The following is a 16,730-nucleotide window of genomic DNA, read 5'->3' on the forward strand; positions in this document are numbered from 1 at the left end:
TCGGGATATGACGCGCCAATCCCCCGAGCCGGCCGCTGCAGTTCCCCGGGCCGGCCGGTGGGTCCGGGCCGCGGCGTGGGTCATCGTCATCGCTGCTGCGACGGCTTTCGCCTGGGCGAACCGGCGGGACATCCCGGATGCATGGCACGCGGCGCGGACGGCGAACCCGTGGTGGCTGCTGGCCGGGCTGGGGTGGACGGCGCTCTACCTGGTCGGGCAGGCCGGGATGTACGCGGGGGCGTGGCGGGCCGTGGGGCTGCAGGGCAGCATGCGGGAGCTGCTGCAGCCGTCGCTGGCCGGCGGCGCGCTGAACATCGTCTCGAAGTCGGCAGGCATGGGCGGCCTCGCGGTGTTCCTCGCGCGGGCGAAGCGCGCCGGCGAACCGGCCGGGCTGGTGACGACGGCGTACACCGGCGTGGTGGTCATCGCGCACGCGACGTTCACGCTGACGCTGGCAGCGGTGTTCGTGGTGATGTGGCTGGACGGCCACGTGACGCGGCTGGAGCTGCTGGCCGGGGCGATTTTCGGGGTCTACGTCATCGCGCAGGCGGCGGTGCTGGCGGGCGCGCTCTGGAGCCGGTCAGCGGTCCGGCGGGTTTACCGGGCGGCAGGGATGGCGGCGCACGCCGGCCGCCGGCTGCTGGGGCGCGAACACGGCGTCTACGTGCCGAACGACGAAGCGGCGGATGAGCTGTTCGAGGCGGTATCGGCGCTGCGGCGGGCGCCGGGCAGGCTGGCGGGAGCATTCGCGTGGGGCATGGCGGTCGAGCTGGCGGGCGCCGGGCTGCTCTGGAGCGTGCTGAACGCGCTGGGCGAGCCGGCGAGCCCCGTGGTGGCGCTCTCGGGCTACGCGATGACCGTGCTGTTTTCGACCGTCGGCGTGCTGCCGGGCGGGCTCGGCTTCGCCGAGGCGTCGCTGGGCGCGATGCTGCGGAGCTACGGCGTGAGCCTGCCGGGCACGGCAGCGGCCGTGGTGCTCTTCCGCATCGGCGAAGCGTGGATCCCGCTGGCCGCGGGCCTGGCGGCCTTGCGGCTTTCGGGGCGCGAGCGGCCGGGCGCGCCTGCACCGGCATGGATCGAGGAGGGCGAAGGTTCGTGACGCGCACAGGCATCCCCGGGCAGCGGCGGCGGCGCATCGCGGCGACGGTCGTGGCAGCGAACGCGCTGCTCGGCTTCATGCTGGTGATGGTCCACCACCCGCCGATCCAGGTCGGGCCGCTCCACCGGGCGTTCCCGGTCGAGGCGGTCATCACGTCGCGGTTCCTGCTGGTGCTGGCCTCGCTGGCGCAGGCGGGCACGGTGCGCGGCCTGCTGCGCGGCAAGCGGCAGGCGTGGCTCATCGCGACGGTGGCGGCGCTGGCAGCCATCGCCTGCTTCCAGGTGAAGCGGGCCGACCTCGTGGGCATCGCGGCCTCGGCGGCGACAGCGGCGCTGCTCATCGCGTGGGCGCCGCTCTTCCCGGCGCGGAGCGACCCGGCGATGGCGCGCCGGGGGCTCGCCTGGTTCGTGCTCGGGACGGCGGGGGCGTTCGCGTACGCGCTGGCCGGCCTCTGGTGGCTTGACCGGCACTTCCACGGGACGGACTCGCTCATCGCCATCGCGGAGGATGCGGTGCGGCTCGTGCTCATCGTGCCGGAGGCGAACGCGGAGCCGGTCGGCCGGCATGGGCGGTGGTTCCTCGATTCGGTCCGCCTGTTCATGGGGGCGAGCCTCGCGGTCGGGACGTGGCACGCGCTCTCGCCCGTGCGCTACCGCCTGACCGAAGAGCAGCGAGAGCTGCACCGGGTGCGGGGCATCCTCGAGCGCTGGGCGACGACGTCCCTGGCGTACTTCCACCTGATGCCGGACAAGTCGCACTTCTTCGCGAGCGAGGGCGAAGCGTTCCTCGGCTACCGGGTCTCGCGCGGGGTGGCCGTGGTGCTGGGCGGCCCGGTCGGGGAGCCGGAGGCGTGCCGGGCGGTGGTGCGGGAGTTCATCGAGTTTTGCGACCTGAACGGCTGGGGGTTCTGCTTCCACCAGTGCGCGCCCGGGGAGGTCGAGCTGCTGCAGTCGCTGGGCCTCAAAGCGCTGAAGATCGGCGAGGATGCGGTCATCCGGCTGCCGGGCTTCAGCCTCTCGGGGAAATCGTTCAAGCACATCCGGGCGACGGTGAACCGGATGGAGCGGGAGGGATACGAGGTGGTGGAGCTGCCGCAGCCGATCGATGACGCGACGATGGCGGAGCTGCGGGAGGTCTCGGATGCGTGGCTGGCGGACGGCCGCCACCGGGAGCGGCAGTTCACGCTGGGCTGGTTCGATGAGGACTACCTGCGGGAGACGCAGGTGCTGGCGGTGCGGGCGCCCTCGGGCCGGATCGAGGCGTTCGCGAACGTCCTGCCGTCGTTCCAGTCGAAGGAGGCGAACTTCGACCTGATGCGGCGGCGACCGGACTCGCCGAACGGCGCGATGGACTTCCTCTTCGTGCGGATGGCCGAGCGGTTCCGCGATGCGGGGATGGAGGGGCTGAACCTCGGCTTCGCGCCGCTGGCGAACGTCGAGGAGACCGGCGTCAAGGGGCGGGTGCTGAACTGGCTGTACGAGTACGGGGGACGGCTGTTCAACTTCCAGGGGCTGCGGGCCTTCAAAGACAAGTGGGACCCGGCCTGGGAGCCGCGCTACCTGGTGTACCGGAGCGACGCGGACCTGCCCGGGATCGCGCTGGCGGTGGCGCTGGTGGGCGAACGGTCGAGCCCGGTCCGCCTGCCGTGGGCGAAGCGCGACCTGCCGGAGCTCCCCGCGGCGTGATGCGGCGTGGACAGGCAGCGGCGGCGATCGGGATGCTGGCGCTCGTCCTGGCGCCGCAGGTCGCGAGCGAGTTCCGGCCGGGGCTGCACGCCTGGCTCATCGAGCACTGGGCGCTCACGTGGGAGCTCGCCTGGCATGAGCCGTGGCGGCTCGTGCTCTCGCCGCTGGTGCAGCCGCGGCCGGGGCTCGTGGGGACGGAGTGGCTGTTCGCGCTGGCCGTCGTGCCGGCCTTCGCCGCGCTGTGGCCGGCGCGGCTGATGCCGCTCGGCTTCTGGGGCGCAGACGCGGCGGGAACCTGGCCGACGCTGCTCGGCCTGCGGGTCGCGGCGGAGTGGAGCGACCACGCGGCGCGGCTGCTGGCCGACCCGGACGCCGGCTCCTCGGCGGGGCTGTTCGGGCTGGCGCTGATGGCGGCGTGGCGGCTGCCGCGAACGCTGGCGGCGGGCGCGGCGGCAGGGATCGTCATCTTCGCGGCGGGGCGGCTGGCCATCTTCCACCGCGTGTTCGATATCGAGCACGCGCTGGCGGTGGGCACGGTGACGCTGCTGCTGTGGCTCACCCAGGGGCCGCCCGGCCGCACCCGCGCCGGGACTGCTGAAACGGACCGCTAGGCCGGCTTCCGGGCGCGGACGGCGTACATCTGCGGGATGGCCGGGGTGTCGGCCGGGAGGTAGAAGCGGCGGCCTTCGCGCATCTCGGCGCGTTCGAAGAAGCGGCAGCCGTTGGCGTACTCGTACTCGCGGAAGACTTCGAGCACGAGGCCGGCGCCGATGAGCGCCATGATGACATCGCTGGTGCCGTGGGCGAACTCGGCGCCCGCGTGGGGGTTCTCGAAGCCGGTGACGCCCGGTTCGAAGCCCCACGGCACGAGGCCTTCGCCGGAGGCGGCCACGTAGTCGCCGACGCCCGGGCCGATGAACGGCTCCGGGTCGCGGTACGGCCAGGTCAGCCGGAGCTGGTCGTCGTACATGCCGACAACGGGGTGGAATTCGACGAGCGCGAAGGCGCCGCCCGGCGCGAGGACGCCGGCGATGCCGCGGCCCCAGGCGGCGAGGTCGGAGAGCCAGCAGACGGCGCCGTAGGAGGAGAAGACGAGGTCGTACTGTTCGCCGCGGGCGGCGGCCTCCTCGAACCAGTCGTAGATGTCGGCGCGGACGAAGCGGGCGGGGATGCCGGTTTCTGCTGCGAGCCGGCGGGCGAACGCAATCGCTTCGTCGGAGATGTCGACGCCGGTGACGTCGGCGCCGAGACGGGCAAGCGAAAGCGTATCCTGGCCGGCGTTGCACTGGAGGTGGACGAGGCGCTTGCCTTCGAGCGGGCCGAGAAGGTCGACCTCTTCGGGGAAGAGGGTTGAGCCGCCCGCGCGGAAGAAGGCGGCCTGGTCGCCTTTGTGGCTGTTGTGGGCGCGGGTCGCCTCGTTCCAGCTGCGGCGGTTCAATTCGTGGAGGTCGCGGCGCGGGGAGGACATAGTCCGAGTGTAGCCGTGCGCGGCGGCAGGGCCTATGCGGCGCCGGCCGAGGGCTCGTCGGCGTCGGGTTCGATGACGGCGAACGACCAGCCGAAGGCGGTGTAGCGCGCGAGCAGGTTGTCGGCGATGGCGCGGACGAGCTGGCTGACGGTTTCGGGAAGCTCCGGAGCCCGGCCGGGGCGGAGGACGTGGGCGCGGCCGCGGAGTTCGCGGCCGTTCACCCAGCAGCGGACGGACGGTGCGGCCTCCGCGTTGCGGACCCAGTTCGACCGGGGCCGGAAGGTGCCGGCGATGATACAGCCGTCGACGAGCGAGGCGAGGAGCGGCGTGCGGTACGGCCGGCCGGAGCGGCGGCCGGTCGTTTCGAGCACGATGAGCCCGGCGGGCACGAGGCAGGGGCCGCCGAGGCCGGCGCGGACGGCGGGCTCGACGAAGGCGTTGAGGGCGCGGAAGAAGTCGCGCTCGAACGCGGCGGGGTCCACGAGTTCAGCCTCCCCGGGCGGCCCGTTCGAGCAGCTCGGCGGCGAGCTGGCGGCCGAGCCCGGCGGCGGTCTCGGCCGGGCCGCCCATCTTCGAGCGGATGATACGGCCGCCGGGAGCGATGAGCGCGTGGAGCTTCAGTGTCGAACCGAAGTGCTCGGCGTAGGCGGCGGCGGGGTAGCTGCAGCCGCCTTCGATTGCGGCGAGGAAGGCGCGCTCGGCCGTGACGGCGAGGCGGACCTGCGGGTCGTCGATGCGGGCGAGGAGCTGGCGGACCGCTTCGTCGGCGGCGCGGCATTCGACGGCGAGGGCGCCCTGGCCCGGCGCGGGGAGCATCTCTTCGAAGCCGAAGACCTCGGCAGCCTCCGCTTCGAGGCCGAGGCGGCGAAGGCCCGCGAGGGCCACGACGGCGGCGTCGTACTCGCCGTCCCGGACTTTCCGGAGGCGGGTCTCGACGTTGCCGCGGATGGGCCGGACCTGGAGGTCGGGCCGGATTTCGCGGAGCTGCGCCTCGCGGCGCGGCGAGCCGGTGCCGACGACGGCGCCGGGCGGCAGGGCGCGCAGCGGCTGGCCCGCGCGGGAGACGAGGGCGTCGCGCGGGTCTTCGCGGAGGGGGACGGCAGCGATGACGAGTCCCTCGGGCCGGCGAGTCGGCAGGTCCTTGAGGGAATGGACGGCAAGGTCCACCTCACCGCGCTGGAGGGCCTCCTGGATGGCGGTGGTGAACCAGCCGGGGCGCTCCCCTTCGGCGAGGGGCGTCGACTGGTCGCGGTCGCCGGCGGTCGCGATGGTGACGAGGTCGACCCGTAGCCCGGGGGCCGCGGCCTCGAGGCGCCCGGCGACGAGGCGCGCCTGCGCGAGGGCGAGCTGGCTGCCGCGGGTGCCGAGGCGGAGGGAGGTCATGCCGGGAGGGCCTCGCGGAGCGCCTCGGCGGCGGCGCGGACGGCGGCGTCGATTTCGGGTTCGTTATGGGCGAGGGAGACGAACCAGGTCTCGAACTGGGAGGGCGGGATGAGGATGCCGCGCTGGCGCATGGCGCGGTGGAAGCGGGCGAAGGCGGCCGTGTCGGCCTCGCGGGCCTCGGCGTAATCGCGCGGGGGCGCGGGCCGGAAGAAGAGGCTGAGCATCGACCCGAAGCGGACGACGGAGGCGGGGGCCCCGGCGCGCTTGACGGCCGCCTGGAGGCCGTTTTCGAGGTGCCGGGCGACCTGGTCGAGGCGCTGGTAGGCGGCCGGGGTGAGCGCCTCGAGGGTCGCCAGGCCGGCGGCCATGACGGCGGGGTTCGCGCTGAACGTGCCGGCCTGGTAGACCGGGCCCTCCGGCGCGAGGAGGCCGAGGAGATCGGCCCGGCCGCCGACCGCGCCGACCGGGAGGCCCCCGCCGATGATCTTGCCGAGCGTGACGAGGTCGGCCGCGGGCAGGACGCCGGAGAGGCCGCGGCGGAGGCGGAAGCCGGTGATGATTTCGTCGGCGATGAGCAGGGCGCCGTGGGCGCGGGGGAGGGACTGGAGCGTTTCCAGGAACTCGGGGTCGGGGGCGAGGATGCCGACGTTCGCCGGGATGCTTTCGACGATGACGGCGGCGGTCTCGGCGCCGCGGGCGTCGAACCAGCGCATCAGGGCGGCGGGGTCGTTGTAGGGCAGGACGGCGGTGAGCCCGGCGACGGCCTGGGGGACGCCGGCGGAGTCGCTCATGCCGAGGGTGGCGACGCCGCTGCCGGCTTTCACGAGGAGGCCGTCGCTGTGGCCGTGGTAGCAGCCGTCGAACTTCACGATGAGGTCGCGGCCGGTCGCCGCGCGGGCGATGCGGATGGCCGTCATCGTGGCTTCGGTGCCGGAGTTGAGGAAGCGGAGCCGTTCGAGGCCGGTGGCCTCGCGGATGCTTTCGGCGAGCGCGACCTCCCGCGGGCCGAGCGCGCCGAAGGCGAGGCCCTCTGCAGCGGCGAGGGAGATTGCCGCGGTCACGGCCGGGTGGGCGTGGCCGAGGATGGCGGGACCGAAGCCGCCGACGAAGTCGATGTAGCGGTTCTCCTCGGCGTCGAAGACGAACGGGCCCTGCCCGCGGGCGATCGGCACAGGGTCGCCGCCGACGGAGCGGTAGGAGCGAACGGGGCTGTTCACGCCCCCGGGGAAGAGGCCGGCGGCGGCTTCGCGGATGGACTGGTTGGTCATGGGGCGGCTCCGGGGTGGACCGATTCACGGAGAGCGGCGAGGACGGCTTCGCGGACCTCGTTGCCGGGCGCTTCGAAGTCCGCAATAGGGACAGCCGGGTCCGGGGGCGCCGGGTCCGGCGGTTGGCGCTCCCAGGCTGCGGCTTCGCGGGCGAGCGCGACGAAGACGCTGCACGGCTCGGGGCAGGGGATGGCGCCGGGAGATGGGAGTTGGGAGTTGGGAGATGGGAGTTGGGAGTTGGGAGCTGGGAGCTGGGAGGCGGTGAGGGGCCAGGCGGGCGTGCGGACGCAGCCGCCGCAGAGGACGCCGCGGATGACCTCGCGGCCGCGTTCGGAGAGCTGGCGGGCGGGTTCGTACCGGCCGGACTGGCGGTCGAGCGCCTGGTCGAGCGGGACCACGCGAAGGGTGCCGGCTTCGGCCTGTGCGCGGTGGACGAGGGCGAGCGGGTAGACGGCCTCGACGACGTCTTCCGCGGCGATGCGGCCATCGAGCGGGACGAACCACCCCGGGGGCAGGCTGCGGGCGCCGGAGAGCGGCCGGTAGCGGCCGGCAGCATCGAACCGCACGCGGCGGCGGATGGCCTCGGCGTCCGGCGGGAGTTCGCAGGCGGGTTCGCCGGGGCCGCAGACGCGGCCGGGGTCGATGCGCAGCTCGCCGAGGGAAGCGGGAAGGGGGAAGCGGGGCGCGGGAAGCGGGAGACGGGAGGAGGGAGCGGGAAAGCGGGCGAGGGCTTCGCGGGCGAGCTCGGCGACGACGGCGGCGAGGGCGGGGTGGGTGCCGACGGGCGGCGTGTAGTGGACGGCGCGGCCGCCGCGGCGGGTCTCGGGGCCGTCGAGCGCGAGGTCGGCGGGGATGGTTTCGCCGACATGCCAGCCTTCGGCGATGAAGAGCGGGACGACGAACAGGCGGGGAGCGCGGAAACGGTCGAGCATCGTGAGCATGCCCGGCTCCTGGTCGATGAAGGCGACGCCGCACTCGGCGAAGAGACCGCGCTGCGCCGCGAGCTCGGCCATGGCGTAGACGTTCTTCTCGGATTCGGAGTCGCGGCGGGTGCCGTGGCCGAGCACGACGAGGGCATCGGCGGGGCCGGCGCCGGCTTCGCGGGCGCGCTCGATGATGACGCCGGCGAGGCGGGGGTGGGTGCCGACGGGCGGCGTGCAGCGGATGCGCTGGCCGTTGCGTTCGGTGAGGGGGCCGTCGAGCCGCATCTCCCGCGGGACGACCGTCCGCGTGAAGTAGCCGTTCGAGATGAAGATGGGGACGACGACGACGTCCGGGTCGTCGACGGCATCGAGGGCGCGGGCGAGCGAGGGCTCCTCCTTCCAGAGGGCGAGGGAGACGGCATCGAACTCGCCGGATGCGCGCAGGGCGGCGGCGAGGCGGTGGAAGGGCTCGCTCGAAGCCGCGTTCAGGTGCGAGCCGTGGCCGGCGAGGACGAGGTGGGTCATGCGCCGGCCTCCGGCTGGCGGGCGGCGAGCCGCGCCTGGCGGGCGTCGCGCGCCTCGGCGATTTCGGCGGCGCGGCCGGGGCCGAGGGCCTCGGCGACGGCGTCGCGGAGGCGCGCGGCGAGGGCGGGGTCGGACCCGGAGGTCGAGACCCCGACGAGGAGGTCGCCGTCGCGGTAGAGCGCGGGGAAGCTGACCGTGCTCTCGTCGCGCGCATCGGCGACGAGGACGGGGATGCGGCGGGCGCGGGCGGCTTCGCCGACGGCGCGGTTCACCTCGCGGTCGTTCGTGCAGGCGAGGACGAGCGCCCAGGGGCGGGCATCGACGTCGACGGGGACGAAGGCGCGGGCGATGGCGGTGACGCCCGGGAGCGCCGCGATCTCGCCGGCGATGGCGGGCGCGACGACGACGACCTGGAAGCCGCCTTCGGCGAGAACACGGACCTTGCGGGCGGCGACCGCGCCGCCGCCGACGACGAGCACCGGCCCGGCCGAGGGACGGAGTTCGATGAGGATGCTCATCCGAGGGCCTCCAGCACGGCGGCGGCGAGGGACGTGAGCGAGGGCTCGGCCGCCTCGGCATCGAGGCGGCCGAAACAGGCGCGGACCGCCGCCGAGGTGGCCGGGCCGATGCTGACGAGGCGGACGCCCGGCGGCAGCTCGGCCTCGCCGAGGGCGGCGCGCAGGAAGCGCGCGGTGGAGGCGCTCGTGAAGGTGATCGCGTCGGCGGCCTGGACCCGGGCGAGCGTATCGGGGGTAAGCGCCTCGGGCAGGGTGTCGTAGGCGTCGGCGCGTTCGACGTGCGCGCCGCGCTTGCGGAGGGCGTCTTCGAGGTCGGGCCCGGCGAGCGAGGAGATGGGGAGGTAGACGCGGGCGCCGGCGGCGCGCGGCAGTTCGGCGGCGAGGCAGGCCGAGGTGGGGCGCGAGGGGAGGAAGTCGGGGCGGATGCCGCGGGCGCGGAGAGCATCGGCAGTGGCCTCGCCGACGGCGGCGATGGCGGTGCCGCCAAAGGCGCGGGCGTCGCGGCCGGCGGCGTCGAGGGCGGCGAACATGGCCGCTACGGCGTTCTGGCTGGTGAAGATGACCCAGTCCCAGCGGCTGGCCGCGCGCTCGTCGGCGATGAGCCGCTCGGGGTGAAGGTCGATGCGGATGGCCGGGGCTTCGACTACGGCGGCGCCGAGCGCGCGGAGCGCTTCGCTCAGCTGCGAGGCCTGGCTGCGGGAGCGGGTGACGACCACGGACTTGCCGGCGAGCGGGCCGAAGCGGCCGGGCCCGAGCCGCTCGGCGAGGGCGGCGACGGGGCCGACGACGGTGATGAGGGGCGTGGGGAGGCCGGCCGCGGCGTCGGCGATGCGGGCCAGCGGTGCGGTCACGGCCTGCTGGGCCGGCAGCGTCCCGTTCGCGATGGAGGCGGCGGGCGTCGCCGGGTCCCAGCCGGCGGCGAGCAGGCGCTCGACGAGGAGCGGCAGGGCGGCAGCGCCCATGAGGATGACGAGGGTGCCGGCGGCCTCAGGGCCCGGGAGGTCGGCCGGCGCTTCGCCGGTGTGTTCGGAGCCGGTGAGGACGGTGAAGCGGGCGGCGAGGCCGCGGTGGGTGACGGGGATGCCGGCGGCAGCCGGCACGGCGATAGCGGAGGTGACGCCGGGGACGACGGTGAAGGGGAGGCCCGCCTCGCGGAGCGCGAGCGCCTCTTCGCCGCCGCGGCCGAAGACGTACGGGTCGCCGCCCTTCAGGCGGACGACGCGGCGGCCGGCGGCGGTGAGCTCGACGAGCAGGCGCGTAATCTCCTCCTGCGGCATGGCGTGGGCGCCGGCGCGCTTGCCGACGGGGATGAGTTCCGCGCCGGGCCGGGCGAACGCCAGGACTTCCGGGCCGACGAGGGCATCGTAGAGCACGGCGTCGGCCTGCTGGAGGGCTTCGCGGCCGGCGAGCGTGAGGAGCCCCGGGTCGCCGGGGCCGGCGCCGACGAGCCAGGCGTGGCCGGTGGAGTTCGGCATGTCGTTCATTGTGGCACGGCGTGGGCGGTCGGGCTGGCCGCTCAGGGCTGGAAGATGCCCTCGGGCGGGGTCTTCAGGCAGGTGAACATCGGCGTATCGCGCTGGGTGTAGAGCGAGGCTTCGGTGAAGCGGAGCCGGCCGACGAGGTCGACGAACTCCTGCGGATAGTCGGAATCGAAGGCGACGACGAACTCCTGGTCGTCGATGCCGTAGCTGTAGCTGGTGTTGAGGCGGACCCCTTTGAAGGGGCTGGAGACGTGGATGTGCTCGTCCATCATGCCCTGCCGTGCGTGGGGGCTGAGCGCGTACCACGCGCGGGTCTTCACGAAGGGGTACACGAAGAGGAACTGCCCCTGGCCGGGCAGGAGTTCGACGCCGTGGCCGGACCCCTCGATGCGGTTGACGTACTGGGAGCGCTTCTGGAGGGAGAGGAAGCTGTAGGCGGGGGTGAGCCAGCCCGCCATCCGGGTGGCGTTGAGGTCGCGCTGCATCTCGTTGAAGCGGCGGACATCGTTCGCGATGCGCCAGAGCATGAAGTCGCAGTCGGCGCGGAGGCCTTCGAGCGTGTACGTGCGGAGGATGAGGTCGTCGCGGGCGGCCCAGCGGCGGAGGACATCGACGTACTCGCGGTGGAGGGCGCAGCGCTCCTCCTGCGGGAGGCGGCGGAAGGCGGGGTCGATGCGGAAGAAGGCGTAGTTGAGGAACTGGCGCGGGGCGCGGTCGGCTTCTTTGAGGCTGACCCGGCCGGAGGGGTCGAGCTCGACCATCGGCCCGCGGGGGCGGGCGGGCGGCTGGGGCGGGGTTGCGGCGTCGGTGCTCATGCGGTGGCTCCTTCGGGTTCGGGGTAGCCGGCGGCGCGGAGGCGCTGGACGGCGTCGAATTCGGCATCGGTCAGCGGCGGGGCTTCGCAGGCGGCGGCGAACTCGCGCAGGCCGGATTCGTCGTAGATGTTCGGGATGACGGCGCCGATGGAGGGCTCGCGGAGGATGAACTGGATGGCGGCCTGGCCGAGCGTGCGGCCGTCCCGGGCGAGGAAGCTGAGCGTGCCGGCGCGGCGGATGCCTTCCTCCCAGAGGGCGCGCTTCTCCGGGGTGTCGATGCGCCAGCGGCGGTGGTCGCCGGGCGGGAATTCGGTCGCGCGGGTGGCGGTGCCGTCGAGCAGGCCGGAGGCGTGCGGGACGCGGGCGAGCGTGCCGATGCCGCACTCGCGGGCGACGGGGAAGATCGCCTCGCCGAGCTCCTGTTCGAGGATGTTGTAGATGAGCTGGGCGGGCATGCCGCGGCGGACGGCGGCGATGCCCTCGCCGGCCTGGCGGAGGTCGAAGGCGGGGCCGAGGGCGACGCCGTAGGCGCGGATGAGCCCTTCGCGGCGGGCGTCCTCGAGCGCACCGAGGAGGTCATCGCGCTGGATGGCGTCGAGGCGGGGATTGTGGAGCTGGTAGTAGTCGATGTAGTCGGTGCCGAGCCGGCGGAGGGAGGCTTCGAGCGAGCTGCGCATGTGCGCGGGCGACCAGTCGTGCGGGCGCTCCTGCTGGTTCGGCCTGGGCGGGACGGAGAGGTCGTAGCCGAACTTGGTGGCGATGACTATGTCGCCTCGGCGGCTGCCGAGGGCCTCGGCGAGGATGGTCTCGGCGGCGCCGTCGGCGTAGGTGTTGCCGGTATCGAAGAAGGTGATGCCGAGGTCGAAGGCGAGGCGGAGGAGGCGGATGCCCTCGGCGCGGTCGGTGATGCCCCACCAGGAGGTGCCGACGGTCCAGACGCCGAAGCCGACGGCGGAGAGGGTGAGGGGCGTGCCGTGGAGGGGGCGGTACTGCATGGTCAGGGCTCCTCGCGCATGGTGTCGGGGTCGATGCCGCGCTGGCGGCAGAAGGCTTCGTAGGCGGATGGCAGGATTTCGGAGGGTTTGATTTCGGAGCGGCCGCCCCAGAACTGGGTGGTGTAGCGGACGGGGATGCCGGCCTCCGCGAGGTGCGCATCGATGGCGGCCTTGTGGGCGAGGAGCGCCTCCTTCTCGGTGCCGTGGGCGACGGCCATGATGTTGACGTTGCCGAAGTCGGGGCCGGCTTCGCGCCAGTAGGCGTGGGTGATGATGTGGTGGCGGCCGACTTCGCCGCCGGCCTCGAGTTCGCGGCCGGGCTCGACCGCCCAGTGGAAGAGGGCGTTGTAGCGGGTGACGCGCTCGCCGGTGGGCAGCTCCTTCACGTGTTCAAGGAAGGTGGAGAAGCGGGCGATGAGCCCCTTCGCCTCGAAGGATCGGACGGCGTCGAGGAAGCGGGCGTAGTCGATGCCGAGGCGGCCGGCGCGGGCGCGCCACGGCTCGCTGACCAGCTCGGCGGGCTCGAGCGGCTCCTTGAGCGCGGCGAGCGCCTCCCACTCGAAGGGGGTGAGGCGGGTGAGTTCGGGGTGCTGCGGCGCAGCGGGCGCGTCGGCGCGGGCGCCGGGCTCGAGGCTGCGGCGGCGGACGTGGCCGACGCCGAGGGCGAAGAGGCAGCGGGCCGGCATGACCCGCCAGGCCGCGGCGCCGATGACGCCGCCCATGAGGGCGACGTGCCGCTCGAGGGAGAAGCCCTGCGGCACCTTGACGGTGGTCCAGAGGCGGAAGGAAGCGCCCGGGAGGTTCGAATCCGTGGAGCGGATGACGACGTGGCCGGAGAACGGGTCGCCGCGGAAGAGCGTGTCGAAGGCCGCGTGGAGGGCCTCGTTCGGCACGTTCCAGGCGACGAGAGCGCCGCGGGCGAGGCTGCCGGTGTTCAGCGTCTGGCGGACGCGGCGGACGACGCCCGCTTCGAGGAGGCTGCGGATGCGGTCGATGACGAGCGGCTCGGGCAGGCCGGCGCGCTCCGCGATGGCGGCGAAGGGCCGCTCGTGGAAGCCGGCGAGGCCGTCCTCGGCGACGGCGAGGATGGCGGCGGTTTCGGGGTGGCGGGTGCTGAGGACGGCTGCGGTCATGCGGACTCCGAAACGTCGAAGATGGCGGCGACGGCGCGCGCGATCGCGGGGTCGAGGGCGCGGAGCCGCTCCGAGGGCTCGTGGAGGATGTGGGCGACGAGGCTGCGGGTGATGGTCTCGAGCACGGGACGGGGGATTTCGGGGTGGCGGCGCGCGATCCGCTCGAGGTCGGCCTGCCGGCGGAGTTCGACGGCGCGGCGGAATCGGCCGACGGGCGAGGCGGCGTCTTCCGCCCAGTGGGCGAGGACGCGCTCGACCTCCCGGTCGAGGTCGGCGAAGAGGGCTGCGCGGCCTTCGAATCCGGCTTCCGCGCGGAGGTCGCGGAGGGTGCGGACGCGCGGGTCGCAGGGGTCCGTCCGGCGCGGCGTCGAAAGGTCGAGCACGGCCGCCGCCGGGAGCTGCGGGGGCGCGAGGACGGGGGCATCGCCGCCGAGGGCGACGACGGCGAGGCCATGCGCCGGGAGGGCCGCGAGCGTCTCGAAGGGGTGCCAGGCGTCGGCGCGGCCGGGGAGCCACGCCGGGCGCGCGCGGGAGGCGACGGTGATGGAGGGGATGCCGAGTCCGCGGCCGGAGCGGCAGACGGCGGCGGCCGTGGGGCCGGAGCCGACGACGAGGAGGCTGGACGGCGTCGGCTGGCAGCGGAGGGCAAGGCGGAGCAGGGTGCCGGCGTCCGCGTCGACGGGGTGGCGCTTGCGGAAGGCGCGGGCAGCGGCGACGGCGCGGTGGAGGATGGCCGCGACCCGGGGCTGCGCGTCATCGGCGGCGCCGCGGACCTGGCCGAGGATTTCACGTTCGCCGAGGGCGATGGAGTGGAGGCCGGCGGCGAGGGCGGCGAGGTAGCGGAAGGCCTCCCGCCCGGAGCGGCGGACAGGGCAGCCGAGGGGGCACGGGGCGAGGCTGACCGCTTCGATGCGCTGGCAGGTGAGGATGCGCGCGGCGTTGTGGGCGGCGGCCGCGTCGCGGGCGGCCATGAAGGCGGCGGCGCCGCAGGAGGCCGTGTCCCACGAACAGACGGTCAAACGATCCAAATCTTCCAAATGATCCGTCATGCTTCAGATCTACGAAGATTTTGAGCTTTGTCATCTTCGTGGGCGCGGGGCTTCGGCGCAAGGGCCCGGGGCGTATACTTTCCGGTTCGATGACGAACGAAACGACGAACGGGGTGCCGGCCGGGATCCGCTACGAGGCGGTCTCGAAGTTTTTCGCCGAGCACGTCCCCGGCGGGGACGTGCCGCTGCGGTTCACGCTCATCAGCGGCGGGCGTTCGAACCTGACGTACCGGGTGGAGGGGGGCGGCCGGGTGTGGGTGCTGCGGCGGCCGCCGCTGGGCCACGTGCTGCCGACGGCGCACGACATGACGCGCGAGTTCCGGGTGCTGCAGGGGATGCAGCGGGCAGGCTTCCCGGCGCCGCCGCCGATTGCGCTCTGCGAGGACCCGGCGGTGAACGATTACCCGTTCTACGTGATGGAGTACCGCGAGGGGGTGATCATCGCGGACCGCATCCCGGAGGGGTATGCGGACACGCCGGAGCGCCGGCACGCGATCGGCCGGGCGCTGATCGAGACGCTGGTGCAGCTGCACGCCATCGACTACGAGGCCGTCGGGCTGGGGGACTTCGGCCGGCCGGAGGGGTATCTCGAGCGGCAGGTGCGGCGCTGGAGCGAGCAGTGGGCCCGGTCGCAAACCCGGCCGCTGCCGGCCATCGACGAGCTGATCCGGCGGCTGCGGGCGAGCATCCCCGTCTCGCCGAAGCCGACCATCGTCCACGGCGACTACCGGCTGGGGAACATGATGCTCGACCGGGAGGACCCGGGCCGCGTGGTCGCGGTGCTGGACTGGGAGATGGCGACGCTGGGCGACCCGCTGACGGACGTTGGGTACACCCTCGGCTACTGGGGGCAGGTCGGGGATTCGGAGGAGTACCTCGCGGCGCGGGCGGCCTCGGCGGTGACGGCGCAGCCCGGCTTCCACACCCGGCAGGAGCTGATCGAGATGTACGCCCGCCTGAGCGGCCGGGACGTCTCGGCGATCGAGTGGTACGAGATCTTCGCCGCCTACAAGCTGGCAGTCATCGTGGAGGGCATCCACGCGCGCTACCTGAAGGGTGAGACGGTCGGCGAAGGCTTCGAAGGGATGGGCAAGCGGGCCGAGATGCTGGTGGAGGAGGCGCTCGCGATGGCGGACCGGGCGGCCGACCCGCGGCTGCGGGGTGCCGCCTGAGGCGGCTACCGCCGGGGCCGGCGCCGCGGTAGAGTTCGGCAAACGCGGCGAGGGGGCGCGCCATGGAGTTCCGCTTTTCGGCCGAGGACGAGGCGTTCCGGCAGGAGGTGCGCGCCTTCATCCGGGCGGAGCTGCCGAAGGCCCGCGCGGGCGAGTCGTTCACGAAGAAGCTGGCGGCGAAAGGCTGGCTGACGATGTCGTGGCCGCGGGAGTACGGCGGCCAGGGCGCGCCCCACCTTCGCCAGCTGGTCTACAACGAGGAGATGGCGTACCACCGCGCCCCCGGCCAGACGATGGGCGCCGACCGGGTGGGCCCGACGCTCATCCTCTTCGGGACGGAGGAGCAGAAGGCGCGCTTCCTGCCGGCCATCGCCCGGGACGAGATGACCTGGTGCCAGGGCTTCAGCGAGCCGGGCTCAGGGTCCGACCTCGCGTCGCTCCAGACGCGGGCGGTGCGGGACGGCGACAGCTGGGTGATCAACGGGCAGAAGATTTGGACCTCGAATGCGCAGCGGGCCGACTTCATGATCCTGCTCGCGCGGACGGACCCGGATGCGCCGAAGCACCGCGGCATCACCTACTTCCTCGTCGATATGACGCTGCCGGGCATCACCGTGCGGCCGCTGGTCCAGATGACCGGGCAGGCCGGGTTCAATGAAGTGTTTTTCGACGACGTGCGGGTGCCGGCGGACATGGTGGTCGGCGAGGTGAACCGGGGCTGGTACGTGTCGACGGCGACGCTCGATTTCGAACGTTCCGGCATCGGGCGGGTGATCGGCGGGCTGCGGACGTTCGAGGAGGTGGTGGCGTACGCGAAGGCCGCCCCGGCGCGGGACGGGGGCGGCGGCACGCTGTACGACCGGCCGGCGGTCCGGCTGGCGCTGGCGGACATCGCGCTCGGCTTCCAGTGTCGGGCGGCTGATGTCATACCGGGTGGCGTGGATGCAGAGCCGGGGGCTCGTGCCGAACTACGAGGCGTCGATGGCGAAGACGTTCGGGACGGAACTCCACCAGCGGATGGCGCGGACGGCGTACGCGACGCTCGGGCTGCGGGGCCAGCTGATGGACGGCGCGTGGGCGCCCCTCGGCGGGCAGGTGCCGATGGCGGTGCTGCAGACCGTCTCCTTGACGATTGCGGCGGGCACCTCGGAGATCAACCGGAACATCATCGCGACGCGGGGCCTCGGGCTGCCGCGCGGCTGACGGGCAGGAGGAC

General features: G+C 73.7%; 17 protein-coding genes and 1 pseudogene. 6 read left to right on the forward strand and 12 right to left on the reverse strand.

The window, feature by feature from the left end:
• Window positions 1-7 precede the first annotated feature (7 nt).
• From O0235_RS04300 to O0235_RS04310, 3 genes are read left to right on the forward strand one after another with little or no spacing between them, the layout of a single operon-like run.
• Entirely contained in the window at window positions 8-1,099 is a 1,092-nt protein-coding gene (locus O0235_RS04300; protein WP_270057304.1) for a lysylphosphatidylglycerol synthase transmembrane domain-containing protein, read from the forward strand.
• On the forward strand, window positions 1,096-2,784 hold the full coding sequence (locus O0235_RS04305; protein WP_270057305.1) for a bifunctional lysylphosphatidylglycerol flippase/synthetase MprF: 1,689 nt from the start codon (window positions 1,096-1,098) through the stop codon (window positions 2,782-2,784). Before O0235_RS04300 ends, O0235_RS04305 begins: the two co-directional genes overlap by 4 nt.
• Complete coding sequence (locus O0235_RS04310; protein WP_270057306.1) at window positions 2,784-3,395, forward strand: hypothetical protein; 612 nt, start codon at window positions 2,784-2,786, stop codon at window positions 3,393-3,395. Before O0235_RS04305 ends, O0235_RS04310 begins: the two co-directional genes overlap by 1 nt.
• On the opposite strand, the gene O0235_RS04315 is transcribed toward O0235_RS04310, so the two are convergent.
• Genes O0235_RS04315 through O0235_RS04365 form a run of 11 tightly spaced genes read right to left on the reverse strand, consistent with a single transcriptional unit; the run spans window position 3,392 to window position 14,321 of the window.
• Window positions 3,392-4,252, reverse strand: a complete 861-nt coding sequence (locus tag O0235_RS04315) for a class I SAM-dependent methyltransferase (protein WP_270057307.1) — start codon at window positions 4,250-4,252, stop codon at window positions 3,392-3,394. The genes O0235_RS04310 and O0235_RS04315 overlap by 4 nt on opposite strands.
• 32 nt (window positions 4,253-4,284) lie before the next feature.
• Complete coding sequence (locus O0235_RS04320; protein WP_270057308.1) at window positions 4,285-4,734, reverse strand: nitroreductase/quinone reductase family protein; 450 nt, start codon at window positions 4,732-4,734, stop codon at window positions 4,285-4,287.
• A gap of 4 nt (window positions 4,735-4,738) precedes the next feature.
• The gene (hemC, locus tag O0235_RS04325) at window positions 4,739-5,635 is read right to left on the reverse strand and encodes a hydroxymethylbilane synthase (protein WP_270057309.1); all 897 of its coding nucleotides are present in this window, start codon (window positions 5,633-5,635) and stop codon (window positions 4,739-4,741) included.
• A complete protein-coding gene (locus O0235_RS04330; RefSeq protein WP_270057310.1) occupies window positions 5,632-6,903 on the reverse strand; it encodes a glutamate-1-semialdehyde 2,1-aminomutase in 1,272 nt (423 codons plus the stop codon). The genes hemC and O0235_RS04330 overlap by 4 nt, the downstream gene beginning before the upstream one ends.
• A complete protein-coding gene (locus O0235_RS04335) occupies window positions 6,900-8,351 on the reverse strand; it encodes a CbiX/SirB N-terminal domain-containing protein (protein ID WP_270057311.1) in 1,452 nt (483 codons plus the stop codon). Before O0235_RS04335 ends, O0235_RS04330 begins: the two co-directional genes overlap by 4 nt.
• Window positions 8,348-8,869, reverse strand: coding sequence for a precorrin-2 dehydrogenase/sirohydrochlorin ferrochelatase family protein (locus tag O0235_RS04340; protein ID WP_270057312.1), 522 nt, complete (start codon window positions 8,867-8,869; stop codon window positions 8,348-8,350). Before O0235_RS04340 ends, O0235_RS04335 begins: the two co-directional genes overlap by 4 nt.
• A complete protein-coding gene (cobA, locus tag O0235_RS04345; protein WP_270057313.1) occupies window positions 8,866-10,344 on the reverse strand; it encodes a uroporphyrinogen-III C-methyltransferase in 1,479 nt (492 codons plus the stop codon). Before cobA ends, O0235_RS04340 begins: the two co-directional genes overlap by 4 nt.
• Window positions 10,345-10,385: 41 nt before the next feature.
• Complete coding sequence (locus O0235_RS04350) at window positions 10,386-11,165, reverse strand: chlorite dismutase family protein (protein ID WP_270057314.1); 780 nt, start codon at window positions 11,163-11,165, stop codon at window positions 10,386-10,388.
• Complete coding sequence (locus O0235_RS04355; protein ID WP_270057315.1) at window positions 11,162-12,160, reverse strand: aldo/keto reductase; 999 nt, start codon at window positions 12,158-12,160, stop codon at window positions 11,162-11,164. Before O0235_RS04355 ends, O0235_RS04350 begins: the two co-directional genes overlap by 4 nt.
• 2 nt (window positions 12,161-12,162) lie before the next feature.
• Window positions 12,163-13,293 carry a hypothetical protein gene (locus tag O0235_RS04360; RefSeq protein WP_270057316.1) on the reverse strand — a complete coding sequence of 377 codons (1,131 nt, stop codon included), beginning with the start codon at window positions 13,291-13,293 and terminating at the stop codon, window positions 12,163-12,165.
• Window positions 13,290-14,321, reverse strand: a complete 1,032-nt coding sequence (locus O0235_RS04365) for a glutamyl-tRNA reductase (RefSeq protein WP_270057317.1) — start codon at window positions 14,319-14,321, stop codon at window positions 13,290-13,292. Before O0235_RS04365 ends, O0235_RS04360 begins: the two co-directional genes overlap by 4 nt.
• Before the next feature lie 110 nt (window positions 14,322-14,431).
• On the opposite strand from O0235_RS04365, the gene O0235_RS04370 reads away from it, so the two are divergent.
• Together O0235_RS04370 and O0235_RS15645 are read left to right on the forward strand one after the other, a co-directional pair.
• Window positions 14,432-15,514, forward strand: coding sequence for a phosphotransferase family protein (locus tag O0235_RS04370; protein ID WP_270057318.1), 1,083 nt, complete (start codon window positions 14,432-14,434; stop codon window positions 15,512-15,514).
• 62 nt (window positions 15,515-15,576) lie between these two features.
• Window positions 15,577-16,131 (forward strand): annotated as a pseudogene (locus tag O0235_RS15645) (acyl-CoA dehydrogenase family protein); the annotation flags it as partial.
• Here the strand turns inward: O0235_RS15645 and O0235_RS04380 are convergent.
• Entirely contained in the window at window positions 16,092-16,406 is a 315-nt protein-coding gene (locus O0235_RS04380) for a hypothetical protein (RefSeq protein ID WP_270057320.1), read from the reverse strand. The pseudogene O0235_RS15645 and the gene O0235_RS04380 sit on opposite strands and share 40 nt — an antisense overlap.
• A 29-nt stretch (window positions 16,407-16,435) precedes the next feature.
• Between O0235_RS04380 and O0235_RS04385 the strand changes: the two genes are divergently transcribed.
• A complete protein-coding gene (locus O0235_RS04385; protein ID WP_373324373.1) occupies window positions 16,436-16,717 on the forward strand; it encodes an acyl-CoA dehydrogenase family protein in 282 nt (93 codons plus the stop codon).
• Window positions 16,718-16,730: the final 13 nt, after the last annotated feature.

The organism is Tepidiforma flava, from assembly GCF_027594505.1.
Lineage (GTDB): Bacteria > Chloroflexota > Dehalococcoidia > Tepidiformales > Tepidiformaceae > Tepidiforma > Tepidiforma flava.